The following is a 23,237-nucleotide window of genomic DNA, read 5'->3' as shown; positions in this document are numbered from 1 at the left end:
GGACCTCAGGCGCGGCGCTTGTGCTTGGCGTCGTCCGAACGCAGCTGCTGGATGCGCTCGAAATAGCCCGGCTCGATGCCCGTCGGGTAATGGCCGTTGAAGCACGAAGAATCGAAGCTGCGCAGCGCCGTGTTGCCTTCGCTCACCGCCGCTTCCATGTCCTCGATGTCCTGGTAGATCAGCCAGTCGCAGCCCAGGTGGGCTTCGATCTCTTCCACCGTGCGGTTGTGCGCGACCAGTTCCTCGGCCGCCGGCATGTCGATGCCGTAGATGTTCGGGAACCGCACCGGCGGCGCAGCGCTGGCCAGGTAGACCTTGCGCGCGCCCGCGTCACGGGCCATCTGCACGATCTGCTGGCTGGTGGTGCCGCGCACGATCGAGTCGTCCACCAGCAGCACCACGCGGTTGCGGAACTCCAGGTGGATCGGGTTGAGCTTGCGGCGCACCGACTTCACCCGCTCACCCTGGCCCGGCATGATGAAGGTGCGGCCGATGTAGCGGTTCTTGATGAAGCCTTCGCGGTACTTCACGCCGAGCACATTGGAGATTTCCAGCGCGGCATCACGCGAAGTGTCCGGGATCGGGATGATGGTGTCGATGTCGTGGTCCGGGCGCAGGCGCAGGATCTTCTCGCCCAGCTTGATGCCCATGCGCATGCGCGCCTTGTGCACCGACACGTTGTCGATCATCGAATCGGGACGTGCGAAGTACACGTACTCGAAGATGCACGGGGTGTGCTCGGCCGGCTCGGCGCAGATCTCCGAGAACAGCTCGCCACGCGCGGTGATCACCAGCGCTTCGCCCGGCTGCACGTCGCGCATGCGCTGGAAGCCCAGCACGTCCAGCGCGGCCGATTCAGAGGCCACGATGTACTCATCGCCTTCGGCGTGGCTGCGCTTGCCCAGCACCAGCGGGCGGATGCCATGCGGATCGCGGAAGGCGACCAGGCCCAGGCCCAGCACCACGCTGACCACCGCATAGCCGCCCTTGCAGCGGCGGTGCACGCCGGCGACGGCGCGGATGGCCGCTTCCGGGCTGAGCTGGCGCTGCTGCTCCAGTTCGTAGGCGAACACGTTCAGCAGCACTTCGCTGTCCGAATCGGTGTTGACGTTGCGGCGGTCCTGCTCAAACACTTGGCGACGCAGGTCTTCGGTGTTGATCAGGTTGCCGTTGTGGGCCAGCGCGATGCCGTACGGCGAATTGACGTAGAACGGCTGCGCCTCGTCCATGCCTTCCGAACCGGCGGTCGGGTAACGCACGTGGGCGATGCCGATGTTGCCTTCCAGGGTGGACATGGTGCGGGCGTCGAACACGTCGCGGACCAGGCCAGTGGCCTTCTGTACCCGCAGGCGGCTGCCGCTGGCGGTGGCGATGCCTGCCGCGTCCTGGCCGCGATGCTGGAGGACGGTCAAGCCGTCATACAACTGCCCGGCGACGTTCTGGTTGCCGACGATTCCGACGATGCCACACATGGTGCGAGGTCTCCGCTGGGCATGTGCCCAGTTACAGGGAAGGTGGCCATGCCTGGCCTTCAGTGATCGCCGCGCCTGCGGTCGACGTTGGCCGGATCGTCCGGCTCGATGTTGCCTGGCAGTGCTGGGGCATCCGGGCGCACTTCCGCCGGATCATGTTCGCTGCCCTGTTCCGCTTTCGCAGGCCGCAGCCATCCGCTGCCCGCCACTACCTGGTTGAGAACGCCATTATCGCCTGTCGCGCCCGGCTTGCCCAACCCGGCGCCCGCGTTCTTGCCCATTTCCATCAACGCAGATGGGGACAAAGTGTCCACTGGCAAGGCCTTGGGCAGCAGATCGGCGCCCGGCACCTCCCAGTGCGGAAGCTTGCTGTTCATCCAGGCCACGGCCGGGTTCAGCACCGGGCGCAGGCTGGAGTTGCGCCAGGACGGCTCGGCGGTCAACGGGGTGAAGCTGCCCAGCAGCAACAGGATGGCCGCGATCAGCCCGCCACGCACGGTGCCCAGCACCCCGCCCAGCAGGCGGTCCAGGCTGCCCAGCATGTTGCGGTGGACGATGTGCTTGATGACCATGCCGATGACCGCGACAACCAGCATCACGCCGATGCCGACGCCCAGGTAGCCACCGATGAAGTGTTCGCCGCCCGGTGCGGCCGGGGCCGACCACCAGCGCGCGGCATCACTGCCGAAGGCAAAGGCCGCCCAGGCGGCGACCAGCCATGAGACGGTGCCGATGACGATGCTGACAAAGCCACGCAGCAACCCGAGCAGGGCCGAGGCGGCAATCACAAACAGCAGCACCACGTCGATCATGGCGCCCCGCTCCTTCGGCGGCGCTGGCAACGGGGCTGCGGGAAGGTCATGGGTGCGGGCGCACCATGCCGGCCACGCCGACCTTGGCGGCGACCTGCGCCTTCAGCTGTTCGGCGTCGGCGCGGTTGGCCACCGGCCCGACCCGCACGCGGTGCAGGGTGCCCTTCTCGGTGCGGACCTGCTCGACGAAGGCGCTGAAACCGGCGGCGCGGACCTTGTCGCGCAGTGCATTGGCGTCATTGGCCTGGCCGAACGCGCCCAGCTGCACGGCGAAGCCGACGCTGCTGGCAGCCGGGGCCGCCGGCGTGGCCGGGGCCTCGGGCTTGCTGGCCGTCGCTTCCGGCTTCGGCTGCGGCTTGGCCGGTTCCGGCTTGGGCTGCTGCTTGGCCGCTTCCGGCTTCGGGGCCGGCGGCGTCGCTGCGGTCGGGGTACTGGCCGGCAGGCTCTCGCTGCGCACCGGGTTGGCGGCCGTCTGCGACGGCGCAGCAACCGGAGTGCTGGCACTGGGTGCGGCCGGGGTGGCGGCCACGGCCGCGGACGGCGCGGTGCTGGCGTCCAGGGTGATCACTTCGGCCTTGACGTCGCCGCGGACCTTGACGGCCTGCAGGCGCGCGGCTTCGGCCTGCGCGCGGTCGGCATACGGCCCCACGCGCACGCGCCAGGCCGGGCGGCCATTGATCGATGCGGTTTCGGTGAAGCCCGGCAGCTGCGAACGCTTCAGGTAGGCGATGACGGCATCGGCATCGGCCTGGCTGCCGTAGGCACCGAAGGTGACCGCGTAGTTGCCGGCAGCGACGGCCGGCGAGGTATCGACGGTGGGCGGCGTGGCCGGGGCGGCAGCCTCCTCGACCGGCTTGGCCTGGCCGCTCTGCAGGCCGGTGGCGCCACCGGCCGGGGCGACCAGCGGCAGCTCACGGGTTTCGAACTGGCCATCGCCCGGCGCGTCGGGCGCGGTGATCGGCACATTGGCCACGCCACTGTCCGGGGCAGGCCCCTTGACCAGCATCGGCAGGAAAATCACGGCCAAGGCCACCAGGACGATGGCACCAATCAGACGCTGTTTCAGGGGCGTATCCACGTGAGGCAGGCGACAGGGCGGAGATGGGTCGATTATACGGGTGCCAGAGCGGACGCGTCGGCGCTGGCTGAACGCGGATCAGGAACGGTCCTGCAGCCACTGCAGCGCGGCGGCAGCGGTGTGGAACGAGCCGAACACCAGCACCCGGTCACCGCGACCAGCCTGGGCCAGCACCTGCTGCAGCGCCTGTTCGACGCTGTCGGCCAGCGCGGCCGTAGCGGCCGGCGTATCGGCCAGGCGCGCCTGCAGTTGCTGCGCGGTCTGCCCACGCGGGCCTTCAAGGCCGGCCAGGGTCCACTGCGCGACGCTGTCCTGCAGCGCCTGCACCACGCCCACGGCGTCCTTGTCCTGCAGCGCCGCGTACACCGCCAGGGTGCGGCCGGGCGCCACTTCGGCCTTCAGCGCGCGCGCCAGCTGGCCTGCGGCCTGCGGGTTGTGGCCGACGTCCACGCGGATCTGCACGCCATCGCGCTCGAAGGCCTGCATGCGGCCGGCGATGCGCGCGGCAGCGATGCCCGCGGCCCAGGCGGCACGCGGCACCGGCTTGTCCAGCGCGCGCAGCGCGGCAATGGCGGCACCGGCATTGGCCAGCTGGATCGGGCCGGCCAGAGCCGGGGTCGGCAGCTCCATGCGCAGGCCGACATCGCGCCAGCGCCAGCGCTGGGCATCGATGGGCTCGTAGAAATAATCACTGCCGCCGCGGATGGCATTGGCGCCCACCAGGTAGGCGCGTGCCAGCACGCTGGACGGCGGATCGGTCTCGCCCAGGATCACCGGCTTCCAGCCGCGGATGATGCCGGCTTTCTCGGTGCCGATCGCCTCGCGGTCCTCGCCCAGCCACTCGGCATGGTCGATGTCCACGGTGGTGATGACCGAGACGTCGGCATCGATGATGTTGACCGCATCCAGGCGGCCGCCCAGGCCTACTTCCAGCACGGCCAGGTCCAGCCCGGCATCGGCGAACAGCTGCAGCGCGGCCAGCGTGCCGTATTCGAAATAGGTCAGCGTGATGTCACCGCGCGCCGCTTCCACCGTGTTGAACGCCGCGATCAGCGCGGCGTCGTCCACGTCCTGGCCATCGATGCGCACCCGCTCGTTGTAGCGCAGCAGGTGCGGCGAGGTGTACGCGCCGACCTTCCAGCCGGCGGCACGGCCGATGGCCTCGATGAAAGCAACCGTGGAGCCCTTGCCGTTGGTGCCACCGACCACGATGGTGTGCCCGGCCGGTGCGCCCAGGCCCATCGCGGTGGCCACGGCGCGCACGCGCTCCAGGCCCATGTCGATGGTCGCCGGGTGCTGGCGTTCAATGTAGTCCAGCCAGTCGGCCAGGGTGGTCGGGGTGTTCGTCACGGCAGGGGTTCCAGCAGAAGCAGGTGGTTCGGGAATCAGAGGGCGCGGTGCTTGGCTTCGCCGAAGAACGGCGTGTGGTGGGCGCAGTCGTTCAGGCGCACCACTTCCAGGCTGTCCAGGTCGGGGCCTTCGAGCAGGTTCAGGGTGGTCGGCGCCTGGCGGAAGGTCCACAGGCGGGAAATCGGCAGGCCGAACACCTTGCACAGGATCACCCGGTTGACCGCGTCATGGGCGACCACCAACAGGGTGTCGTGCTCGCCGAGGCCTTCGGCGGCACGCGCCAGGCCACGCCAGCTGCGCTCGAGCACCAGGCGCAGCGATTCGCCGCCGGGCATCAGCACGGTATCGGGCTCCTCGCGCCAGGCCTTCAGGCGCGACGGATCTTTTTCATTGATCTCGCTGGCCAGCAGGCCTTCCCACTCACCGTGGGCGATTTCCTGCAGTTCCGGTTCGGTCTGCAGCATGGCGGCGCGGTCGGCACCGAGGGCGAGCTGGGCGGTCAGCTGGGCGCGCGACAGCGGCGAGGCCACCGCACGGGTGATGTCCACCGAAGCGAGACGGGCGCCCAAGGCCTGGGCCTGGGCTTCGCCGATGGGCGAAAGCGGGATGTCGATCTGGCCCTGGTAGCGGCCTTCAGCGTTCCACGGCGTTTCGCCGTGACGGGCAAGCAGGATGCGCATGCGAACAAGGGGTCCTGGGGGGAGGAAGGTTCCGCGTTCGTTCACATCCTGTGAAGTCCGCGGAACAGGGATGATACCTGTTCGGCGGACCGGGCCGGTCGGGGCATGAAAAAACCCCGCGACCTGGGTCGCGGGGCTTCAGGTTTGCGCATGGTTGCCGGCCAGCGGCCGGCACTAACTTACTTCGCCAGGTTCAGTTCCTTCAGCAGCTGCGGCGCCGGCGCCACTTCCTGCATGATCCACTGCATGTAGCGGCTGTCCACGGCGATCATGCGGGTCATCACCGGGTCGAACACCCAGTTGGAGCTGACCGATTCCCAGTTGCCGTCGAAGGCCAGGCCGACCAGCTTGCCGTTGGCATCGAGCACCGGCGAACCGGAGTTGCCGCCGGTGATGTCCAGGTTGGACAGGAAGTTCACCGGCACCGAACCGATGCGCTTGTCTTCCAGGCCGCCGTAACGCTTGGCCTTGACCGCATCCAGCAGCGCCTTCGGCGAATCGAACGGATCTTCGCCGGTTTCCTTGGCTGCCACGCCTTCCAGGGTGGTGAATGGGGTGTACTGCACGCCGTCCTTGCCATAGCCCATGACGTTGCCGAAGGTGATGCGCAGCGACAGGTTGGCGTCCGGGTAGACGAACTCACCCTGGCTCTTCTTGTAGTCGGCCACGGCCTGCAGGTACAGCGGACGCGCGGTCAGCGATTCGCCTTCGCGGATCTTGCGCTGTTCTTCCTGCTTCAGCAGCGCCGGCATGACGGCCACGGCGTACTGGATGGCCGGATCGGTGCTGGCTTCAAAGGCGGCGCGGTCGGCAGTGAACCACTTCAGGCGCGTGTCGAGACTGCCCAGCTGGGTGCCCGACAGCTTGCCGACCAGCGACTTCACGGCGGCCTCGTCGCTGCCAGCCAGCCACTTGTTCAGGGCTTCGTTGTCACGCTGCGCGGCCGGCAGGGCGACGTACTGGTCCAGCCAGTAGGTCTGCAGCTGCTGGTCCATCTTCGCCACGTAGCGGCGGTCCATCTGCTTCAGGCCACCTTCGATGGTGGTCAGGTCGCGCTGCTGGTAGCCGGCTTCGCGCTCGGCGTCCGGCTTGGTGCGCTCGATCGACAGGCGGTACAGGGTGATGGCGGCGCTGACGGCCGAGGTATTGTTGAACTGCGACACAAACAGGTCGCGCTCACGCGTGGCCTTGCTGGTGTCCAGGTGCTTGAGCAGCTGCGCGTGCGCGGCCAGGGCCGGCTTGCCAGCGGCGCCCTGCTTCTTCAGCCAGGCCAGCACGGCCGCTTCTTCGGCCTGCTTCTGGCCGGCCGCGTCGATGCGCTTGAAGCCTTCCAGCTGGCCCAGGTAGTTCTTGGCCACGTTGTTCATGCTGGCTGCGGTGGCGGCGTACTTCACCTTCACGTCCGGGTCGGCCTTGCCGGCCTCGTCGATCATCTTCAGCACCGCGTTGTAGTGGCGGGCGATGGTCGGGTAGGTGAAGCTGGCGGTCTCGTTGAACTCACCGGCCAGGGCGTAGCGGTTGGTGCGGCCCGGGTAGCCGGCCACCATCACGAAGTCGTCGGCGCCCAGCGGCTGGTCGGCGAACTTCAGGAAGTGCTTGGGCTGGTACGGCACGTTGTCGGCCGAGAACGCCGCCGGCTTGCCATCCTTGCCGACATAGGCGCGGTAGAACGAGAAATCGCCGGTGTGGCGCGGCCACATCCAGTTGTCGATGTCGCCGCCGAACTTGCCGACGCTGCCCGGGGGCGCGTAGACCAGGCGCACGTCCTTGATTTCCATGTTGCGGAACAGGCGGTAGGTGTTGCCGCCGCTGAACGAGTACAGGCGGCAGCGGAAACCGGCATCGGCTTCACAGGCGGCCACCTGGGCCTTGTCGAACGCATCCAGGGCGCGGCTGCGGGCCAGCGGATCCTTGCCGGCGGCCGCGATGGCGGCCTTGGCCCGGGCGGTGACGTCGGTGATCTGGTCGAGCACGAACACGCGGGCGTTCGGGCCGGCGCTCAGTTCATCGCTGAGCTTGGGCGCGTTGAAACCGTCCTTGATCAGGTTCTTCTGCGCGGTCGAGTTCAGCTGGATGGCGCCGTAGGCACAGTGGTGGTTGGTGACCACCAGGCCCTGCGGGGAGACAAAGCTGGCGGTGCAGCCGCCGAGCGCGACCACCGCGCCCATCGGGTCGCCGGTCAGGTCGGCCAGCTGTTCCGGGGACAGCTTCAGGCCGGCCTTCTGCAGCGGGCCGGCGATTTCCGGCAGCTGCTGCGGCACCCACATGCCTTCGGCGGCATGGGCGACCTGGACCAGCCCGAGGCTGGCGACGACGGAGAATGCAAGCAGGTTCGAGCGCATCGAGCGGCCCCTGGTGAAAGAACCGCCGAGTGTAGCCCAGCCCCCGGCCCCGTCCCGATCCCCGGAAGTCATGGGCCGGCCCACTGCCCTCCGCCGGGCATGGCCCGGCGCTACCGGGAGCGCCAAAGCACCCGCAGCGCAACATGGGAATCCCGCGCAGGCCTCTATAATCCGCGTTTTCCCCCTGATGAGTTCCACCCGATGGCGCAGCAAACGATGAAGGCCCTGGTCAAGCGCGAAGCAGCCAAGGGCATCTGGCTCGAAGAGGTTCCGGTGCCGACCCCTGGCCCGAACGAGGTCCTGATCAAGCTGGAAAAGACCGCCATCTGCGGTACCGACCTGCACATCTACCTGTGGGACGAATGGAGCCAGCGCACCATCAAGCCCGGCCTGACCATCGGCCATGAGTTCGTCGGCCGCGTCGCCGGACTCGGCTCGGCCGTCACCGGCTATGAAATCGGCCAGCGCGTCTCGGCCGAAGGCCACATCGTCTGCGGCCACTGCCGCAACTGCCGCGGCGGCCGCCCGCACCTGTGCCCGAACACCGTCGGCATCGGCGTCAACGTCAACGGCGCCTTCGCCGAATACATGGTGATGCCGGCCAGCAACCTGTGGCCGATCCCCGACCAGATCCCGTCCGAGCTGGCCGCCTTCTTCGACCCGTACGGCAATGCCGCGCACTGCGCGCTGGAATTCGACGTCATCGGCGAGGACGTGCTGATCACCGGCGCAGGCCCGATCGGCATCATCGCCGCCGGCATCTGCAAGCACATCGGTGCGCGCAACGTGGTGGTCACCGACGTCAACGACTTCCGCCTGAAGCTGGCCGCCGACATGGGCGCCACCCGCGTGGTCAACGTCGCCAACCAGTCGCTGAAGGACGTGATGAAGGAGCTGCACATGGAGGGTTTCGACGTGGGCCTGGAAATGAGCGGCAACCCGCGCGCCTTCAACGACATGCTCGACTGCATGTACCACGGCGGCAAGATCGCCATGCTCGGCATCATGCCCAAGGGCGCCGGCTGCGACTGGGACAAGATCATCTTCAAGGGCCTGACCGTGCAGGGCATCTACGGCCGCAAGATGTACGAGACCTGGTACAAGATGACCCAGCTGGTGCTGTCCGGCTTCCCGCTGGGCAAGGTGATGACCCACCAGCTGCCGATCGACGATTTCCAGAAGGGCTTCGACCTGATGGAAGAAGGCAAGGCCGGCAAGGTCGTGTTGAGCTGGAACTGACCGGCATACGGTAGGGCCGGGCCATGCCCGGCGTCGCTGGCAAGAAAAAGGCGCCCATCGGGCGCCTTTTTCGTGGCGTCAGCAGCGCAGCCTCACTTGCCGACCGAGACGGTCAGCACCACGCGGTTGTCAGCCAGCTTGCCCGAGTTGTCGCGACCGTTGCCATCCGTGCCGTAGAAGCCAAGGCCGACGTTGACCATGCCGATGGCGCGGCTCACGCCGATGTTGAAATCAGTGTAGTCCTTGGCCAGGCCGTGTTCGAACGTGCTGCGGCCGACATTGGCGGTGATCGCGAAATCGTTCGGCAGCGGCCATTCGCCGCCCACCGCGTAGTACCAGCCGTCGGTGCCGCTGTTCCACACATCGTTGGTGTAGGCCACGGTAACGTTGTAGTTCTTGGCAAAACTGGTCTTGGTTATCAGTTCGTTGTAAGCCAGCTCACTGGCCCCCGGGTAGGTGTAGCGGTTGAGCATCACGTCGAAGTTCACGTTCTCGCTGAAGTCGACGTTGTAGCCGACGAAGTAGTCGACCTCGAAGTCCGGGCTGCCATTGCCGAAATCCACGCCCGACCCCCAGACACCTGCGTACACGCCCACCGGCGAGGTATAGGTGAGGCCGGCCTGGCCGGTGGGGTTTTCATCGGTCTGCGACACGCCGCGGAACATGTAATCGGAGACGCCGGTGATGTTCCAGCTGATCGGCGAAGTGGCCTCTTCCTGGGCACTGGCGGCGAACGGGGCAAGGCAGAGGGCAGCAGCAACGGCGAGGCAGCGGCAGGCAGTCTTCATGGACATCTCCGGATGGCGGTGGCGGGGGGAGGCGGGTGGCGCAGCCGGCGGAATCGCTACCGGTTCACGGTTTTTTAACCTGTTTGATATTGCGATGCAACATGTGCCGGCCATGGCGATGGCCCGCCGCAGGCGGCTGCCGGCCACCGTTGCCCGGTAGAATCAGCGGTTTCCCGTGCTGAGCCGTGCCCACGCCATGACCGAGACCTCCTCTGCCCTGACCCGCCACTACGCCGAGGAACTGGACGCCATCCGCGCCCAGGGCCTGTTCAAGTCCGAGCGGATCATCACCAGCCCGCAGTCGGCCGAGATCACCCTCGACGACGGCCGCACCGTGCTCAACTTCTGCGCCAACAACTACCTGGGCCTGGCCGACCACCCTGACCTGATCCAGGCGACCAAGGACGCCCTGGACACCCACGGCTTCGGCATGGCCTCGGTGCGCTTCATCTGTGGAACCCAGGACCTGCACAAGCAGCTGGAAAAGCAGATCGCCGACTTCTTCGGCAAGCAGGACACCATACTGTACGCGGCCTGCTTCGACGCCAACGGCGGCCTGTTCGAGCCGCTGCTCGGCGAGAACGACGCGATCATTTCCGATGCGCTGAACCACGCCTCGATCATCGACGGCGTGCGCCTGTGCAAAGCCAAGCGCTTCCGCTACGCCAACTGCGACATGGCCGACCTGGAAGCGCAGCTGCAGGCTGCCGATGCCGCCGGCTGCAAGACCAAGCTGATCACCACCGACGGCGTGTTCTCGATGGACGGCTTCATCGCCCCGCTGGACGAGATCACCGCGCTGGCGAAGAAGTACAACGCGCTGGTCCACATCGACGAATGCCATGCCACCGGCTTCCTCGGTGCCAGCGGCCGCGGCTCGGCCGAAGTGAAGGGCGTGCTGGAGAAGATCGACATCATCACCGGCACCCTGGGCAAGGCCATGGGCGGCGCGCTGGGCGGCTTCACCTGCGCCAGCGCCGAGGTGATCGAGCTGCTGCGCCAGCGCTCGCGCCCCTACCTGTTCTCCAACTCGCTGCCGCCGCACGTGGTCGCCGCCGGCATCAAGGCCTTCGAGATGCTGGCCGCCGCTGACGACCTGCGCGACACATTGGCGCAGAACACCACCTACTTCCGCGAAAAGATGACCGCTGCAGGTTTCGACGTGAAGCCGGGCGTGCACCCGATCAGCCCGGTGATGCTGTACGACGCCCCGCTGGCGCAGAAGTTCGCCGAGCGCCTGCTGGAAGAAGGCATTTACGCGATCGGCTTCTTCTTCCCGGTGGTGCCCAAGGGCCAGGCCCGCATCCGCACCCAGATCAGCGCCGCGCACACGCGTGAGCACCTGGACCGCGCCATCGATGCGTTCACCCGCATCGGCCTGGAACTGGGCGTGATCAAGGGCTGATGATGCACCGGGGTCGGATCCCTTTCCGCAGGAAAGGGCTCTGACCCCACCAACAGCTTCCGCGCTACGCGCTCGCCGGGCACGGCCCGGCGCTACCGGCGTGACGCGCAACGCGCATCACTTCTTCTTTTTCTTCTTGTCGTTGGGCTCGTCCTTGCTGGCCACCACCACCGGCTTGGCGGTGGCGTCCTGCGCGTTGCCCTTGGCTACACGGATGCCGTTGGCCTTCATCCAGGCATCGAACTCGTCGGCGGTCATCTTGTGGTCGCCGTCGCTCATCATGAAGCGGTAACTGCCGCGGCCGTCCAGTTCCGGGGTCTTCACTTCCACCACCGGCGTTTCCACCAGGGTTTCTGCCTTGGCCACTTTCTTGTGGCCGCCACAGGCGGTCAGCAGTGCGAGCGGCAGCAGCAGGCTGGCGCAGCGCAGGGTTCGGTCGAGGCTCGGGTACATGGGCACGCTCCGTTCAAATGAATCGAAAGCCAGGCGCCCCCTACGCCTGGAACGGTGGCCGGCAGCTGCCAGCCGTGGGCCGGACTTCAGCCCGGTGCAGCGGCCCCCAGCCGCTGCTGGTCGCTGACCTCCAGCACCCGCCACTGGCCCTTGCCGAGATCGCCGAGCGCCAGCCCGCCGATCGCAACCCGGACCAGGCGCAGCACCTGCAGGTCGAAGGCCGCCAACAGGCGGCGGATATGGCGATTGCGCCCCTCTTCGAGGACGACCTCCAGCCATGCGGTCTTGTCGCCGCTGCGCAGCACGCGCACGGCCCGGGCGACCAGGAACTCGCCCTCGTCGTCGATGCCGGCCTGCAGCGCGGCCAGGGTGGCCTCGTCCGGCAGGCGGTCGATCTGTACGTGGTAGGTCTTGTCCGGCCCGGTCTGCGGATCGGTCAGGCGCGCGGCCCACTGCGGGTCGTTGCTGAACAGCAGCAGGCCTTCGCTGGCCTTGTCCAGCCGCCCGACCGGCGCGATCCACGGCAGGCCGGCGTCATCGAAGCAGCGGTAGACGGTGTCGCGGCCACGCTCATCCTGCGCGGTGGTGACCACCCCGCGCGGCTTGTTGAGCATCAGGTACAGGCGCTGCGGCGCGCCCAGCGGCTGGCCGTCCACTTCGATGGGCGGTGCCGGCTGCGCAATCGGGAACTCGGGATCGCGGACGATGCGCCCGGACACCCGCACGCGACCGTCAGCGATCCAGCGCGCGGCTTCGGTACGCGAACAGACGCCCGCCTTGGACAGCACGCGCGCCAGGCCATGACGGACACCGGCGGGTGCGGCAGGGGGCTTCGCACGCCCACGCGGAGCGTGGGAGCGGGCGGCGGGGGTGGCAGGAGGGCGGCGCGTGCGCAAGCCTCTGCTCCCCGCGCGGCTTACTTCTTCTCGCCCGGCTTGGTCTCAGCCGGTGCTTCGGTGGTGGCCGGGGCGGCGGCAGCGGCCGGCGCCGGACGCGCCTTCACCACGCGCACGCCACGCGCCTTCATCCAGGCGTCGAACTCTTCTGCGGTCATGCGCTTGCCGTTCTGGCTCATGTCAAAGCGCCATGGCGTGTTGTCGAACTCGGTCTGCGGCTTGTAGGCCGCCGGATCGTTCGGCTTCACCGCCGGTGCGCTCGGGATGGCCTTGGCGATGTTCTGGCAGCCATCGATGCGCAGGCGCTGCAGCACCTGGTCCAGCGACTGCGAGGGATCGTAGCTGCTGCCCAGCACGCCGCTGGACATGCCCAGCTGGGTGCCGCGGATGTACAGCTCATCGGCCACCGGCGCGATGGCCGTGGCCGGCAGGGGCAGCGGCGAGGCGCTGGTGTTGACCGAGCAATCAACCGCCGCGTGGGCGACGGGAACCAGGGCCAGCGCCAGGACGACGGCCGATGCAGAGCGCAGCATGAGGTGCATCCACGAAAGGAAGTGACGCGGCGAGTTTAGCAATGCCGCGACAGCTTTCAAGCGCCACTTTCAATGAATACGGCAACTCATTGGTTTTGCGGGCAAAATGCCGACGAACGGTCGTTCAGAGGGCGGGACGGCTGTGTTTCCCGGGCCCACAGACAACAAGACCCGGCCGAAGCCGGGTCCTGCTGTGTCTTACTGGCAGAGCGTCAGAACTTAGTTCTGGACGTTCAGCTCGGTACGACGGTTCTTGGCGCGACCTTCCGGGTTATCCGAACCATCCGGGTTGGTGTTCGGGGCAATCGGACGGCTCTCGCCGTAGCCGATCGGGCCCTGCAGACGGCCAGCGTCCACACCGTTCTGGGTCAGGTAGTTGTACACGGCGGTGGCGCGACGCTCGGACAGCTTCTGGTTGTAAGCGTCGGTACCCTTCGAGTCGGTGTGACCGGCGACTTCAACGCGCAGGTCCGGGTAACGCTTCAGGATTTCCGAAGCTTCCGACAGGATGGCCACAGCGTCCGGACGCAGGTTCGACTTGTCGAAGTCGAAGTTCACGCCCTTCAGGTCGATCGAGACCGGCACCGGGCAACCGTCCGGACCGATGGTCTGACCCGGCTGCGAGTTCGGGCACTTGTCGTCGCAGTTGTTGACGCCGTCACCGTCGTCATCCAGGTCGGCGCAGCTCGGGGCAACCGGAGCCGGAGCCGGGGCAACAGCGGCCACCGGGGCCGGGCCCAGCGGGATCACGACGCCGACCGAAGCCAGCACGTCGCCGAACCAGCTCTCGTCGCGCGCGGCAACGCTCTGGTCGTCGAAGTCAGCGCGGTAGGCCACTTCGGCGCGAACAGCAACGCGCTTTTCGAAGGTGGTCTGCAGGCCGACGCCCAGCTTGGCCGACAGGTTGCCGTCCTTGCGCTCACGCGGACCGTTGTTGTCCAGGGCAGCGTATTCTTCTTCCGACTTCTGGTAGCCCAGGCCACCGACGATGTACGGGTTCCAGCCGCGGCCTTCCTGGATGAAGTGGCGACGAACGTCGAACGAGATGCCGTACTGGGACCAGTTCAGGTCCTGGTTGGCGTCGAAGTTCGGGTTCTGGTAGTTCAGCTCACCGTCCAGCGACCAGTTCGGGCTGATGAACTTGCCCAGGCCCAGAGTCACGAACGGAGCGTCATTGGTCAGACGGTCGCTGTCCTGGAAGTTGAAGCCGGCCGAACCGGTCAGGTACCAGCGGTCATCGAACTCCTGCGCGGACGCAGCCTGGGCGAAAGCCAGACCACCCAGCAGCGCGGCAGTAAGGATCTTCTTGTTCATTGAGTACAGCTCCTATTTCGGGGGTATGAAACCGGTAGAGGCATGGGCCAGCACTACTGCGTCGATGTTCGACAGCCGATTCAGCACGCCACCGCCGCGAACATTATGCTCAGGCGGGTGAAGGTCATGTTAACAGTCACGTAACATGTGAAGCGTCGCACCCGACCAGCCAACGATTCGACGTTGAAACCCTATACAGGATCATGAAAATCCGCAAGACACCCATGCGGCAAGGGTTTGGAGGGGATTAAGGAGAACAGGCGAGAGAGTTAGCAGACGGCTTGGCGGCGGGATTCAGCGCGCGCCCGTTGAAGTGAGGAACCTTGTGACAGGAACCGCTCCCCGGCCGTAGAAGTGGTGAAAACGTCATTCGATGTCGTGGTTTCAGTTGCGCACCGACCGATATCCTTCGCTCCGGCCCGTCATTACCGTTGATGCGGAACAGCGCATTGGCGGTCACGCTGCTGTACGCGCGCATTGCCTCGCATCTGTATCTATAACGAACGCCGAAGCGGGACTACGGTGGGAACAGATCTCCCCTCCCCCGGAACCCCCATGCCCACCGCCCTGCGCCTGCGCCTGCTGCAACTTGTCACCGGCCTGTTCCTGTATGGATTCGGCATCGCCCTGATGGTGCGCGCGGCCATCGGCGTGGCGCCGTGGGACGTGCTGTCACAGGGCATCACCCTGCACTCGCCGCTGTCGTTCGGCCTGGTCACCAACCTGGTGGGCCTGGTGGTGCTGCTGCTGTGGTGGCCACTGCGGCAGAAGCCCGGCGTGGGCACGGTGCTCAACGTGCTGCTGATCGGGCCGTCCGCGCAGTTCGGCCTGTGGCTGCTGCCGCCGGCCGTCGGCCTGGCGTGGCAGCTGCTGCTGTTCTGCGCCGGCCTGCTGCTGATCGCGCTGGCCACCGGCCTGTACATCGGCGCACGGCTCGGCCCCGGTTCGCGCGATGGGCTGATGACCGGCCTGCATGCACGCACCGGCTGGCCGATCTGGAAGGTCCGCACCCTCATCGAAGGCAGCGCGCTGGCGGTGGGCTGGTGGCTGGGCGGCAACATCGGCCTGGGCACGCTGGCCTTCGCCGTGCTGATCGGCCCGCTGTGCGGATTCACCCTGGGCTGGTTCGGCATCGGCCGCCCGGCGGGTGGTAGCGCCGGGCCACGCCCGGCGAGCGCGCAGCGCGGCCACGGGTGACCGCATCGCCGGGCATGGCCCCGCGCGCTACCGTGCGCTGCACCAGCCCTTGCCCCGGCCGCGGTTTCGCGGCACGCTGCGCGCTTCCGTACGCAAGCGTATCGACCATGTCGCCAGCCAACGAAACCGCCTACCCGCACCTGTTCTCCCCGCTGGACCTGGGCTTCACCCAGCTGCGCAACCGGGTGCTGATGGGCTCGATGCACACCGGCCTGGAAGATCGCGCCCGCGACTTCCCGCGCCTGGCCGCCTACTTCGCCGAGCGCGCCGAGGGCGGCGTCGGCCTGATCGTCACCGGAGGCTTCGCGCCGAACGTGGTGGGTTGGCTGAAGCCGTTCGGCGGCAAACTGTCCTGGCCGTGGGAAGTACGCCCGCACCGCCAGCTCACCGCCGCCGCGCACCAGCACGGCGCGAAGATCTGCCTGCAGCTGCTGCACGCCGGTCGCTACGCGTATCACCCGCTGTCGGTGGCGCCGTCGAAGCTGAAGGCGCCGATCAATCCGTTCACCCCGCGTGCGTTGTCGGCCAGCGGCGTCGAACGCCATATCGCCGACTACGCGCGCAGCGCCAGGCTGGCCCGCGAGGCCGGCTACGACGGCGTGGAAGTGATGGGCTCGGAGGGCTACCTCATCAACGAGTTCATCGCCCCGCGCACCAACACGCGCACCGATGCCTGGGGTGGCGACGCAAAGCAGCGCATGCGCTTCGCGGTGGAGATCGTGCGCCGCATCCGTGAGGCCTGCGGGCCGGACTTCATCATCATCTACCGGCTGTCGCTGGTCGACCTGGTCGATGACGGCAGCAACTGGGAGGAGATCGTGCAGCAGGCGCAGGCCATCGAGGCCGCCGGCGCGACGATCATCAATTCCGGCATCGGCTGGCACGAGGCGCGCATTCCGACCATCGCCACCTCGGTGCCGCGTGGGGCCTTCGCCGGGGTCACCGCCAAGCTCAAGCCGCACGTGAAGGTGCCGCTGGTGGCGACCAACCGCATCAACATGCCCGACGTGGCCGAGCGCATCCTGGCCGGTGGCGGCGCCGACATGGTGTCGCTGGCACGCCCGCTGCTGGCCGACCCGCAGTGGCCGAACAAGGCCCGCGCCGGCCGCGCCGAGGCGATCAACACCTGCATCGCCTGCAACCAGGCCTGCCTGGACCACGTGTTCGAGAACAAGCTGGCCAGCTGCCTGGTCAACCCGCGTGCCGCGCACGAGACCGAGCTGGTCTACCGCCCGACCACCGCACCGAAAAAGGTCGCCGTGGTCGGTGCCGGGCCGGCCGGCCTGGCCTGCGCCACGGTGGCTGCCGGACGTGGCCACCAGGTCACCCTGTTCGATGCCGGCGGGGAGATCGGCGGCCAGTTCAACGTGGCCAAGCGCATCCCGGGCAAGGAAGAGTTCCACGAGACCCTGCGGTACTTCCGCCACAAGCTGGCCGAAACCGGCGTGCAGCTGCGCCTGGACACGCGCGCCGACGCGGCCGCCCTGGCCGGCTTCGACGCGGTGGTGCTGGCCACCGGCATCACCCCGCGCAAGGTCGATTTCCCCGGTGCCGACCACGCCAAGGTGGTCAGCTACCTGGACGTGCTGCTGGGCCGGGTCGAAGTCGGCGCCAACGCGGCGATCATTGGCGCCGGCGGCATCGGCTTCGATGTCGGCGAATTCCTCAGCCATGCCGGCCCCTCGCCGTCGCTGGACCCGCAGCGCTGGATGGCCGAATGGGGCGTGGACAGCCGCTTCGAGGCCCGCGGCGCCCTGGCCACCCCGCAGGTGGAGGCTTCGCCGCGTCGCCTCTGGCTGCTGCAGCGGAGTGCCGGCAAACCCGGTGCGCGGCTGGGCAAGACCACCGGCTGGATCCACCGCGCCACGCTGAAGGCCAAGGGCGTGCGCATGCTCGGTGGTGTGGAGTACCTGGGCGTGGACGACGATGGCCTGCGCATCCGCGTCGAGGGGAGCGAACAGCTGCTGCCGGTCGACCATGTGGTGGTCTGCGCCGGGCAGGAACCGAACCGTGCGTTGCTGGCCGAACTGCAGGCCGCGGGCATCGCCGCGCAGCTGATCGGCGGTGCCGATGTGGCTGCCGAACTCGACGCAAAACGAGCAATCGATCAGGGCAGCCGGGTGGCTGCCGCGCTGTAGTTCGACCCTGAATGGGGGACGGAATGTGATTTCCGTCACCCGGCCCGAACCTGAATGTCAAGCAAGCCGATTCAGGATGCGTTCGGCAATCCCCCCCTACCTTGCGCCAACTTTCCGCTCACCAGCCAGTTTCCGGTGAGCCGGCGCGACCCCCTCGATCGGATTGATCGTTTCTTTTGGGGTCGCCCACGGGGCGGCCCCGATGGCCGCCTCCCCATGACGCCAAGTCGTACCCCGGCCCGCAGCCCCCGCTGCGGGAATCCAGAGGTGCGGCCCACACGGAGCAAGGAGTTACATGAAACTGGCCTGGATTCTCTGGCTGTCGCAGTTGTTGCCGCAGCCGGCCGCTGATTCATTGTGTTTGAGCACCACCGTTTACCTGGAAGCCCGCGACCAGACCCTGCGCGGCCAGCAGGCCGTCGCCGAAGTCGCACTGCGCCGCCTCGACAGCGGCCTGTGGGGTGATTCGATGTGCCAGGTGGTCACCGCGCGCAAGCAGTTCGCCCCGACCATCGTCTCCCCCGGCACCCAGCTGGGCAACGATGCGGCCTGGAGCGAGGCGATGAACGTGGCCTTCGACGCCGAGCGCAACTGGGCGCTGCCGGCCGGCGAACGCCGCGAGATCGTGCCCGGCGCCAGCCACTTCGCCGCGCTGTCCATCGCCAGCCCGAATTGGCGCAATGCCTACCAGGTGGCGACCATCGGCGACCACACCTTCTATAAGGTGCAGAACCTCAAGCCTCGCCAGTCGTAACGATCTGTTGCCGGCGGCAGCGTTGCCGCGCGCCGGCAGGCTCTGGGATAGTGGGCGTTTCCCGCCCCGCCTGGAGTTCCCATGAAGCTGTACAGCAAGCCCGGTGCCTGTTCCACCGCCGACCACATCGCACTGCAGTGGACCGGCCAGCCCTATGACGTGGAACTGCTGGACAAGGACACCCTGAAGGGTCCGGAATTCCTCAAGATCAACCCGGCCGGTGCGGTGCCCGCCCTGGTCGATGGTGATTTCATGCTGCTGCAGAACGCAGCGATCATGGGCTACATCGCCGACAGCTTCCCGCAGGCCGGCCTGGCCGGTGATGGCAGCGCGCAGCAGCGCGCCGAAGCCACCCGCTGGCTGTCCTTCGTCAATTCGGACGTGCACCCGGCGTTCTCGCCGCTGTTCGGGCCGGCCAAGTTCATCGCCGATGAAGGCCAGTTCGACGCCATCCGCGCCGCCGCGCGCAAGCGCCTGCGTGGCCTGTTCGAGACCGCCGACAAGCAGCTGGCCGACAAGCCGTGGCTGGCCGGTTTCCGCAGCTTCGCCGACCCCTACTTCTACATCACCCTGCGCTGGGCCGCAGCCGCCAAGGTCGACCTGGCCGGCCTGGACAACGTAGCCGCGTTCAAGACCCGCATGGAAGCCGACGCTGGCGTGCAGGCCGTGCTGAAGGCCGAAGGCCTGGCCTGAGGCCTGGGACGGGGTCGGAGCCGTTCGCATGGCGAACGGATCTGATCCCCTCTGGCGCGGGGTCGGATCCGTCTGCGCAGCAGGCGGCTCTGACCCCACCCCGCGCGTTCGTCGCGCTCAGCCGATCTCGCGGATGACCTCGCCCTTGCCGTCGCGCAGCTGGGTCGGCACCACTTCAATGCGCAGCGCCTCCGCCACCGGGTACAGCCCGCGTTCGGCCGGCGCCGCCGCCATCGCCTGCAGCCCGGCCTCGTCCAGGGCCCAGAGCGCGCTGTCGCTTCCAACATCGTTGGCAGAGTCGCCAGCGGCAGGCACGAACGTCCACTGACGCTCACGACTGACCAGCTCCAGCGGCTTGCCGTGGCGCAGGCGCAGGCCCAGCAGCTCGCTCACGCTCGACACCTGGCCGGCGCCCAGCACCAGCGTGGTCACCCCCGCCTCGTGGCGCCACTGCAGCGTTTCAATGAACAGCATGCCGGTGCTGGACCCTTCGCGTTCACTGCCCTCGCGCACCCGTGCCGCCAGCGCGGGATCGTCGAGCAGGTTGCCGCGGTGCAGGTCGGTGATCCACAGCGGCATCGCCGGCTGCAGAGCCTGCAGCACATCACGGGTCGACCAGCGCTTGACTGCCTCCATCTCCTCGTCGGTCAGGCCGACCAGCTGCAGGAACTGCAGGTGGCCGTTGGCGGTGTCACGCGCCGGCAGCTGCGGGTCGGCAATGAAGGCCAGATGGCACAGGCGGGTGCCGGTCTCCAGCGCGATCGGTCCGTTGGCATTGAGATGGTGGCCATCCTCGAACACGTTGCCGCTGCCGAACACATAGCGCGCCAGGTTCTGCAGCAGGTTCAGCGGCCACACCGGCGGCGTACTGGTGGCGTCCTCGCCGGGCGCTGCCGCCAGGCGGAACGTCAGCTCGAAGCCATAACCGCTGGCGTCGGCATCGCTGCTTTCCTTCGCATACAGTTCGGAAAAGCCGTAGGTGACGTAGTGCCAGTGCGGCACCGGTGCGTCGGCCCAGTACACGCTGATGCCGTCCAGCGGGTCCTGGCCGCCCAGCGTGTAGGGCAACGCGGTGCCGTAATGGCGCGGCTCCTGGCCGGCATACAGCGGTGCCAGCGCGGCGTTGATGGCGTCCCAACCGGGCGTGTCGGTGGTGTGGTGTTCGTCCTGCACGCAGGTCTCCTCGAGGGGCAGTGGAATCCATCGCCCACTTTACCCGCCACCTCAGGCCTGCACGACCTCGCCGGTGGCCGACGACAGCAGCGCTTGGGTTTCCTGCCACCAGCGCTGGGCCAGCGCCGGACTGCGCGCTTTCGCCACGGCCTCCTGAAGTTCCGGGCACAGCCGCTCCAGCGACAACGCATCCTTGCAGCGCTCGATCTTCAGTTGCATGAAATAGCCCTTCAGGCCCAGATGGCGACGAACCGCGTCGCTCATCGCGTCGTACAGCTGCTGGTACAGCGCCGGATCCTGCTCGCGGCCGCTGCTGAGGCCGCGCGCGGCCACCGGCTCCACCGAACCACCGATCACTTCGATCAGCTCCAGCGCCGCCAGTTGCTGCAATGCATCCTGCGGTGCGCGCAGGCCTTCCAGCAGGCCGCGCAGTTCGTTGTCATCGCGCCGGCCATCGACCATCAACAGGATCGAACGCAGTCCCGCCGGCAGGCGACGGCCACGGTCTTCGATTTCCTGGCGGCCAGCGGCCGTCTTGGCGTGCAGCAGTGCCATGCATCCCCCCGATCCTTGATGCGCTTCATCTGCGCGCCCGGACGGACGCGCCCCCTTGCCCGCCATCGTCGGAGCCTGCGCAGCTTCCCCGAAGCGCAGCCCCTGTCGCAGATCGATGACAGGCCGAGCTTAGCGCATGTCTGACGGATGGGTAGCGCCAGGCCATGCCTGGCGGCTTTTCTCCACCAGGCAAACGCAGCCGAGCGCGGGCTCGGCTCTACAGAATCGGCTTACCGCCCCAGCGCGCGGAGGATCTCTTCCAGCGCCCCGGGGTCATCCAGGGTCGACAGGTCGCCCGGGTCGCGCTGTTCGGCCAGCGCCTGCAGCGAACGCCGCAGCAGCTTGCCCGACCGGGTCTTGGGCAGCGCATTGACCACGTGCACATGCGCCGGCCGGGCCACCGCGCCGAGCGAGGCGGTTACCGCCGCCATCATCTCGGCCACCACCGGTGCCGGATCCTCGCCGTTGAGTCCCTGCTTGAGGGTGACGAACACCAGCGGCACCTGCCCCTTCAGTTCGTCCTTGACCCCGATCACCGCCGCCTCGGCCACGCGCGGGTGGCCGGAAATGGCTTCCTCGATCTCGCGCGTGCCCAGGCGATGGCCGGCGACGTTGATCACATCGTCGGTGCGGCCAAGGATGAAGGTGTAGCCGTCGTCATCGCGAATGGCCCAGTCCAGCGAGCTGTACAGCAGCTCCTTGAAGTGGCTGAAGTAGCTCTGCATGAAGCGCGCATCGTCGTTCCACACCGTACTCATGCAGCCCGGCGGCAGCGGCGGCGTGACCACCAGCACGCCCTTCTGCCCGGCGGCGACTTCCTCACCGGTGTTCTCGTCGATCACCTTCATGCGATAGCCGAGATTGGGGAAACCCGGCGAGCCGAAGCGCACCGGCTTCATGTCCAGCCCCGGCAGCAGGGTCAGCGCCGGCCAGCCGGTTTCGGTCTGCCAGTAGTTGTCGATGATCGGCTTGCCCAGCGCCTCGCTGATCCAGTGCGCTGTGGGTTCATCCAGCGGCTCGCCGGCCAGGAACAGGTACTTCAGCGCATCCAGGTCGTGGCGGTGGATGAAGTCGGCATCGTGCTTCTTCAGCACGCGGATGGCGGTGGGCGAGGAGAACATCGTGCGCACGTTGTACTGCTCGCACAGCGCCCACCAGATGCCCGGGTCCGGGTTGGTCGGCAGGCCTTCGTACAGCAGCGAGGTGCAGCCGCCGATCAACGGCCCGTACACGTTGTAGGAATGGCCGACGGCCCAGCCCACGTCCGATGTGGAGAACATCACCTGGCCGGGCTTGCAGTCGAACACGGTCTGCATCGACTGCGCCATCGCTACCGCGTAGCCGCCGACATCGCGCTGCACGCCCTTGGGCTTGCCGGTGGTGCCGGAGGTATAGAGCAGGTAGCTGGGTTCGCTGGATTCGAGCCATTTCACCGGCACGTCCACTTCGCCCACCTGCGCACGCAGTGCAGCGTAGTCGACATCGCGTCCCTGCATGCGCGGCTCGGCCGGATCCAGGCCGCGCGAGACGATCAGCACGTGCGGCGGCGGGTTGGCCGCTTCGGCACAGGCCGCGTCGACCATGGCCTTGTACGGAATGACCTTGCCACCGCGCATGCCGGCATCGGCAGCGATCAGCAGCTTCGGCTTGGCATCGTCGATGCGCAGCGCCAGGTTGTGCGCGGCGAAGCCACCGAACACCACCGAGTGCACGGCGCCGATGCGCGCGCAGGCCAGCATGGCGAACACGGCTTCGGCCATGTTGGGCATGTAGATGACCACGCGATCGCCGTGGCCGACACCGAGGCGCTGCAGCACCGCGGCGAAGTCATTCACTTCGCGGTACAGCTGGCGATAGGTGATTTCGCGGGTGACGTTGGTTTCGGTGGAGACCGCGACCAGCGCGAGCTGGTCGGCGCGATCGACGAGGTGGCGGTCGACGGCGTTGTAGCAGAGGTTGGTTTCACCGCTGACATACCAGCGGCGGAACGGCGGGTTGCTGTAATCCAGCACCTGCTTCGGCGGCACATGCCAGTAGATGCGCTTGGCTTCCTCGCCCCAGAACGCCTCCGGCTCGTCGATCGAGCGGCGGTAGGTTTCCTCGTAGTTCATGACGCAGCCCTCCCAGACAAAGTCATGCAATCGAGGATAGTCCGGTGCTGGCATGCGGGCCGCCCTACCTTGGTAGGGGGTGGGGTGTGTTCTGCAGGGCTGTCGTCCTGCACCCCCCGAAGCCGAAGCAACAGCAGAGGCAGGCTTCCTGGGGTTGGCGGGGTGGGTCCGGTTGAGGGGGAAGCCCTGAACCCATCCATGGGGGCTTGGTCGCGGCATCCATGCCGCTCACACCCCCTCAACCGGACCCACCC

The 23,237-nt window shown here is 67.6% G+C and carries 20 protein-coding genes; 6 read left to right on the top strand and 14 right to left on the bottom strand.

Going from position 1 to position 23,237, the window contains the following annotated elements:
- Positions 1-5 precede the first annotated feature (5 nt).
- From purF to DCO49_RS09330, 6 genes are all read right to left on the bottom strand, one after another.
- On the bottom strand, positions 6-1,472 hold the full coding sequence (purF, locus tag DCO49_RS09355) for an amidophosphoribosyltransferase (protein ID WP_116863811.1): 1,467 nt from the start codon (positions 1,470-1,472) through the stop codon (positions 6-8).
- Between the two features lie 59 nt (positions 1,473-1,531).
- A complete protein-coding gene (locus tag DCO49_RS09350) occupies positions 1,532-2,284 on the bottom strand; it encodes a CvpA family protein (protein ID WP_243402702.1) in 753 nt (250 codons plus the stop codon).
- Between the two features lie 46 nt (positions 2,285-2,330).
- Positions 2,331-3,362 (bottom strand): SPOR domain-containing protein, encoded by a 1,032-nt coding sequence (locus DCO49_RS09345; protein WP_116863810.1) that lies wholly within the window; start codon positions 3,360-3,362, stop codon positions 2,331-2,333.
- A gap of 78 nt (positions 3,363-3,440) precedes the next feature.
- Positions 3,441-4,712, bottom strand: coding sequence for a bifunctional tetrahydrofolate synthase/dihydrofolate synthase (gene folC / locus DCO49_RS09340; RefSeq protein WP_116863809.1), 1,272 nt, complete (start codon positions 4,710-4,712; stop codon positions 3,441-3,443).
- A gap of 35 nt (positions 4,713-4,747) precedes the next feature.
- Positions 4,748-5,392: a histidine phosphatase family protein gene (locus DCO49_RS09335; RefSeq protein WP_116863808.1), complete on the bottom strand. Its 645-nt coding sequence runs from the start codon at positions 5,390-5,392 to the stop codon at positions 4,748-4,750.
- A 179-nt stretch (positions 5,393-5,571) separates the two neighbouring features.
- Positions 5,572-7,734, bottom strand: a complete 2,163-nt coding sequence (locus DCO49_RS09330) for a S46 family peptidase (RefSeq protein WP_116863807.1) — start codon at positions 7,732-7,734, stop codon at positions 5,572-5,574.
- A gap of 216 nt (positions 7,735-7,950) precedes the next feature.
- Between DCO49_RS09330 and tdh the strand changes: the two genes are divergently transcribed.
- Positions 7,951-8,973: an L-threonine 3-dehydrogenase gene (gene tdh / locus DCO49_RS09325; protein ID WP_116863820.1), complete on the top strand. Its 1,023-nt coding sequence runs from the start codon at positions 7,951-7,953 to the stop codon at positions 8,971-8,973.
- A 92-nt stretch (positions 8,974-9,065) separates the two neighbouring features.
- On the opposite strand, the gene DCO49_RS09320 is transcribed toward tdh, so the two are convergent.
- The gene (locus DCO49_RS09320) at positions 9,066-9,761 is read right to left on the bottom strand and encodes a TorF family putative porin (RefSeq protein WP_116863806.1); all 696 of its coding nucleotides are present in this window, start codon (positions 9,759-9,761) and stop codon (positions 9,066-9,068) included.
- A 196-nt stretch (positions 9,762-9,957) separates the two neighbouring features.
- Here DCO49_RS09320 and kbl point away from each other — a divergent pair, with 196 nt between their 5' ends.
- The gene (gene kbl / locus DCO49_RS09315; RefSeq protein ID WP_116863805.1) at positions 9,958-11,166 is read left to right on the top strand and encodes a glycine C-acetyltransferase; all 1,209 of its coding nucleotides are present in this window, start codon (positions 9,958-9,960) and stop codon (positions 11,164-11,166) included.
- Positions 11,167-11,283: 117 nt separating this feature from the next.
- Here the strand turns inward: kbl and DCO49_RS09310 are convergent, their stop codons facing one another.
- From DCO49_RS09310 to DCO49_RS09295, 4 genes are all read right to left on the bottom strand, one after another.
- Positions 11,284-11,619, bottom strand: coding sequence for a hypothetical protein (locus DCO49_RS09310; protein ID WP_116863804.1), 336 nt, complete (start codon positions 11,617-11,619; stop codon positions 11,284-11,286).
- 86 nt (positions 11,620-11,705) lie between these two features.
- Positions 11,706-12,515: a pseudouridine synthase gene (locus tag DCO49_RS09305; protein WP_207776477.1), complete on the bottom strand. Its 810-nt coding sequence runs from the start codon at positions 12,513-12,515 to the stop codon at positions 11,706-11,708.
- 20 nt (positions 12,516-12,535) lie between these two features.
- Positions 12,536-13,048: a hypothetical protein gene (locus tag DCO49_RS09300; protein ID WP_116863802.1), complete on the bottom strand. Its 513-nt coding sequence runs from the start codon at positions 13,046-13,048 to the stop codon at positions 12,536-12,538.
- Between the two features lie 219 nt (positions 13,049-13,267).
- The gene (locus DCO49_RS09295; protein WP_116863801.1) at positions 13,268-14,362 is read right to left on the bottom strand and encodes an OmpA family protein; all 1,095 of its coding nucleotides are present in this window, start codon (positions 14,360-14,362) and stop codon (positions 13,268-13,270) included.
- Positions 14,363-14,917: 555 nt separating this feature from the next.
- On the opposite strand from DCO49_RS09295, the gene DCO49_RS09290 reads away from it, so the two are divergent.
- The 4 genes from DCO49_RS09290 to DCO49_RS09275 all read left to right on the top strand — a co-directional run bounded on the left by DCO49_RS09290 (position 14,918) and on the right by DCO49_RS09275 (position 19,144).
- Entirely contained in the window at positions 14,918-15,559 is a 642-nt protein-coding gene (locus DCO49_RS09290; RefSeq protein ID WP_116863800.1) for a hypothetical protein, read from the top strand.
- Positions 15,560-15,666: 107 nt separating this feature from the next.
- A complete protein-coding gene (locus DCO49_RS09285; RefSeq protein WP_116863799.1) occupies positions 15,667-17,697 on the top strand; it encodes an NADPH-dependent 2,4-dienoyl-CoA reductase in 2,031 nt (676 codons plus the stop codon).
- Positions 17,698-17,992: 295 nt separating this feature from the next.
- Complete coding sequence (locus tag DCO49_RS09280) at positions 17,993-18,451, top strand: cell wall hydrolase (protein WP_004154513.1); 459 nt, start codon at positions 17,993-17,995, stop codon at positions 18,449-18,451.
- A gap of 81 nt (positions 18,452-18,532) precedes the next feature.
- Positions 18,533-19,144, top strand: coding sequence for a glutathione S-transferase N-terminal domain-containing protein (locus tag DCO49_RS09275; protein WP_116863798.1), 612 nt, complete (start codon positions 18,533-18,535; stop codon positions 19,142-19,144).
- Positions 19,145-19,261: 117 nt separating this feature from the next.
- Here DCO49_RS09275 and DCO49_RS09270 read toward each other — a convergent pair whose 3' ends face one another.
- The 3 genes from DCO49_RS09270 to prpE form a co-directional block, all read right to left on the bottom strand.
- Complete coding sequence (locus tag DCO49_RS09270; RefSeq protein ID WP_116863797.1) at positions 19,262-20,317, bottom strand: suppressor of fused domain protein; 1,056 nt, start codon at positions 20,315-20,317, stop codon at positions 19,262-19,264.
- 51 nt (positions 20,318-20,368) lie between these two features.
- Positions 20,369-20,872 carry a hypothetical protein gene (locus DCO49_RS09265; RefSeq protein ID WP_116863796.1) on the bottom strand — a complete coding sequence of 168 codons (504 nt, stop codon included), beginning with the start codon at positions 20,870-20,872 and terminating at the stop codon, positions 20,369-20,371.
- 230 nt (positions 20,873-21,102) lie between these two features.
- Positions 21,103-22,983, bottom strand: coding sequence for a propionate--CoA ligase (prpE, locus tag DCO49_RS09260; RefSeq protein ID WP_116863795.1), 1,881 nt, complete (start codon positions 22,981-22,983; stop codon positions 21,103-21,105).
- Positions 22,984-23,237: the final 254 nt, after the last annotated feature.

This window comes from Stenotrophomonas sp. SPM (assembly GCF_003105135.1).
Lineage (GTDB): Bacteria > Pseudomonadota > Gammaproteobacteria > Xanthomonadales > Xanthomonadaceae > Stenotrophomonas.
This window is presented reverse-complemented; position numbering and strand designations above follow the sequence as displayed.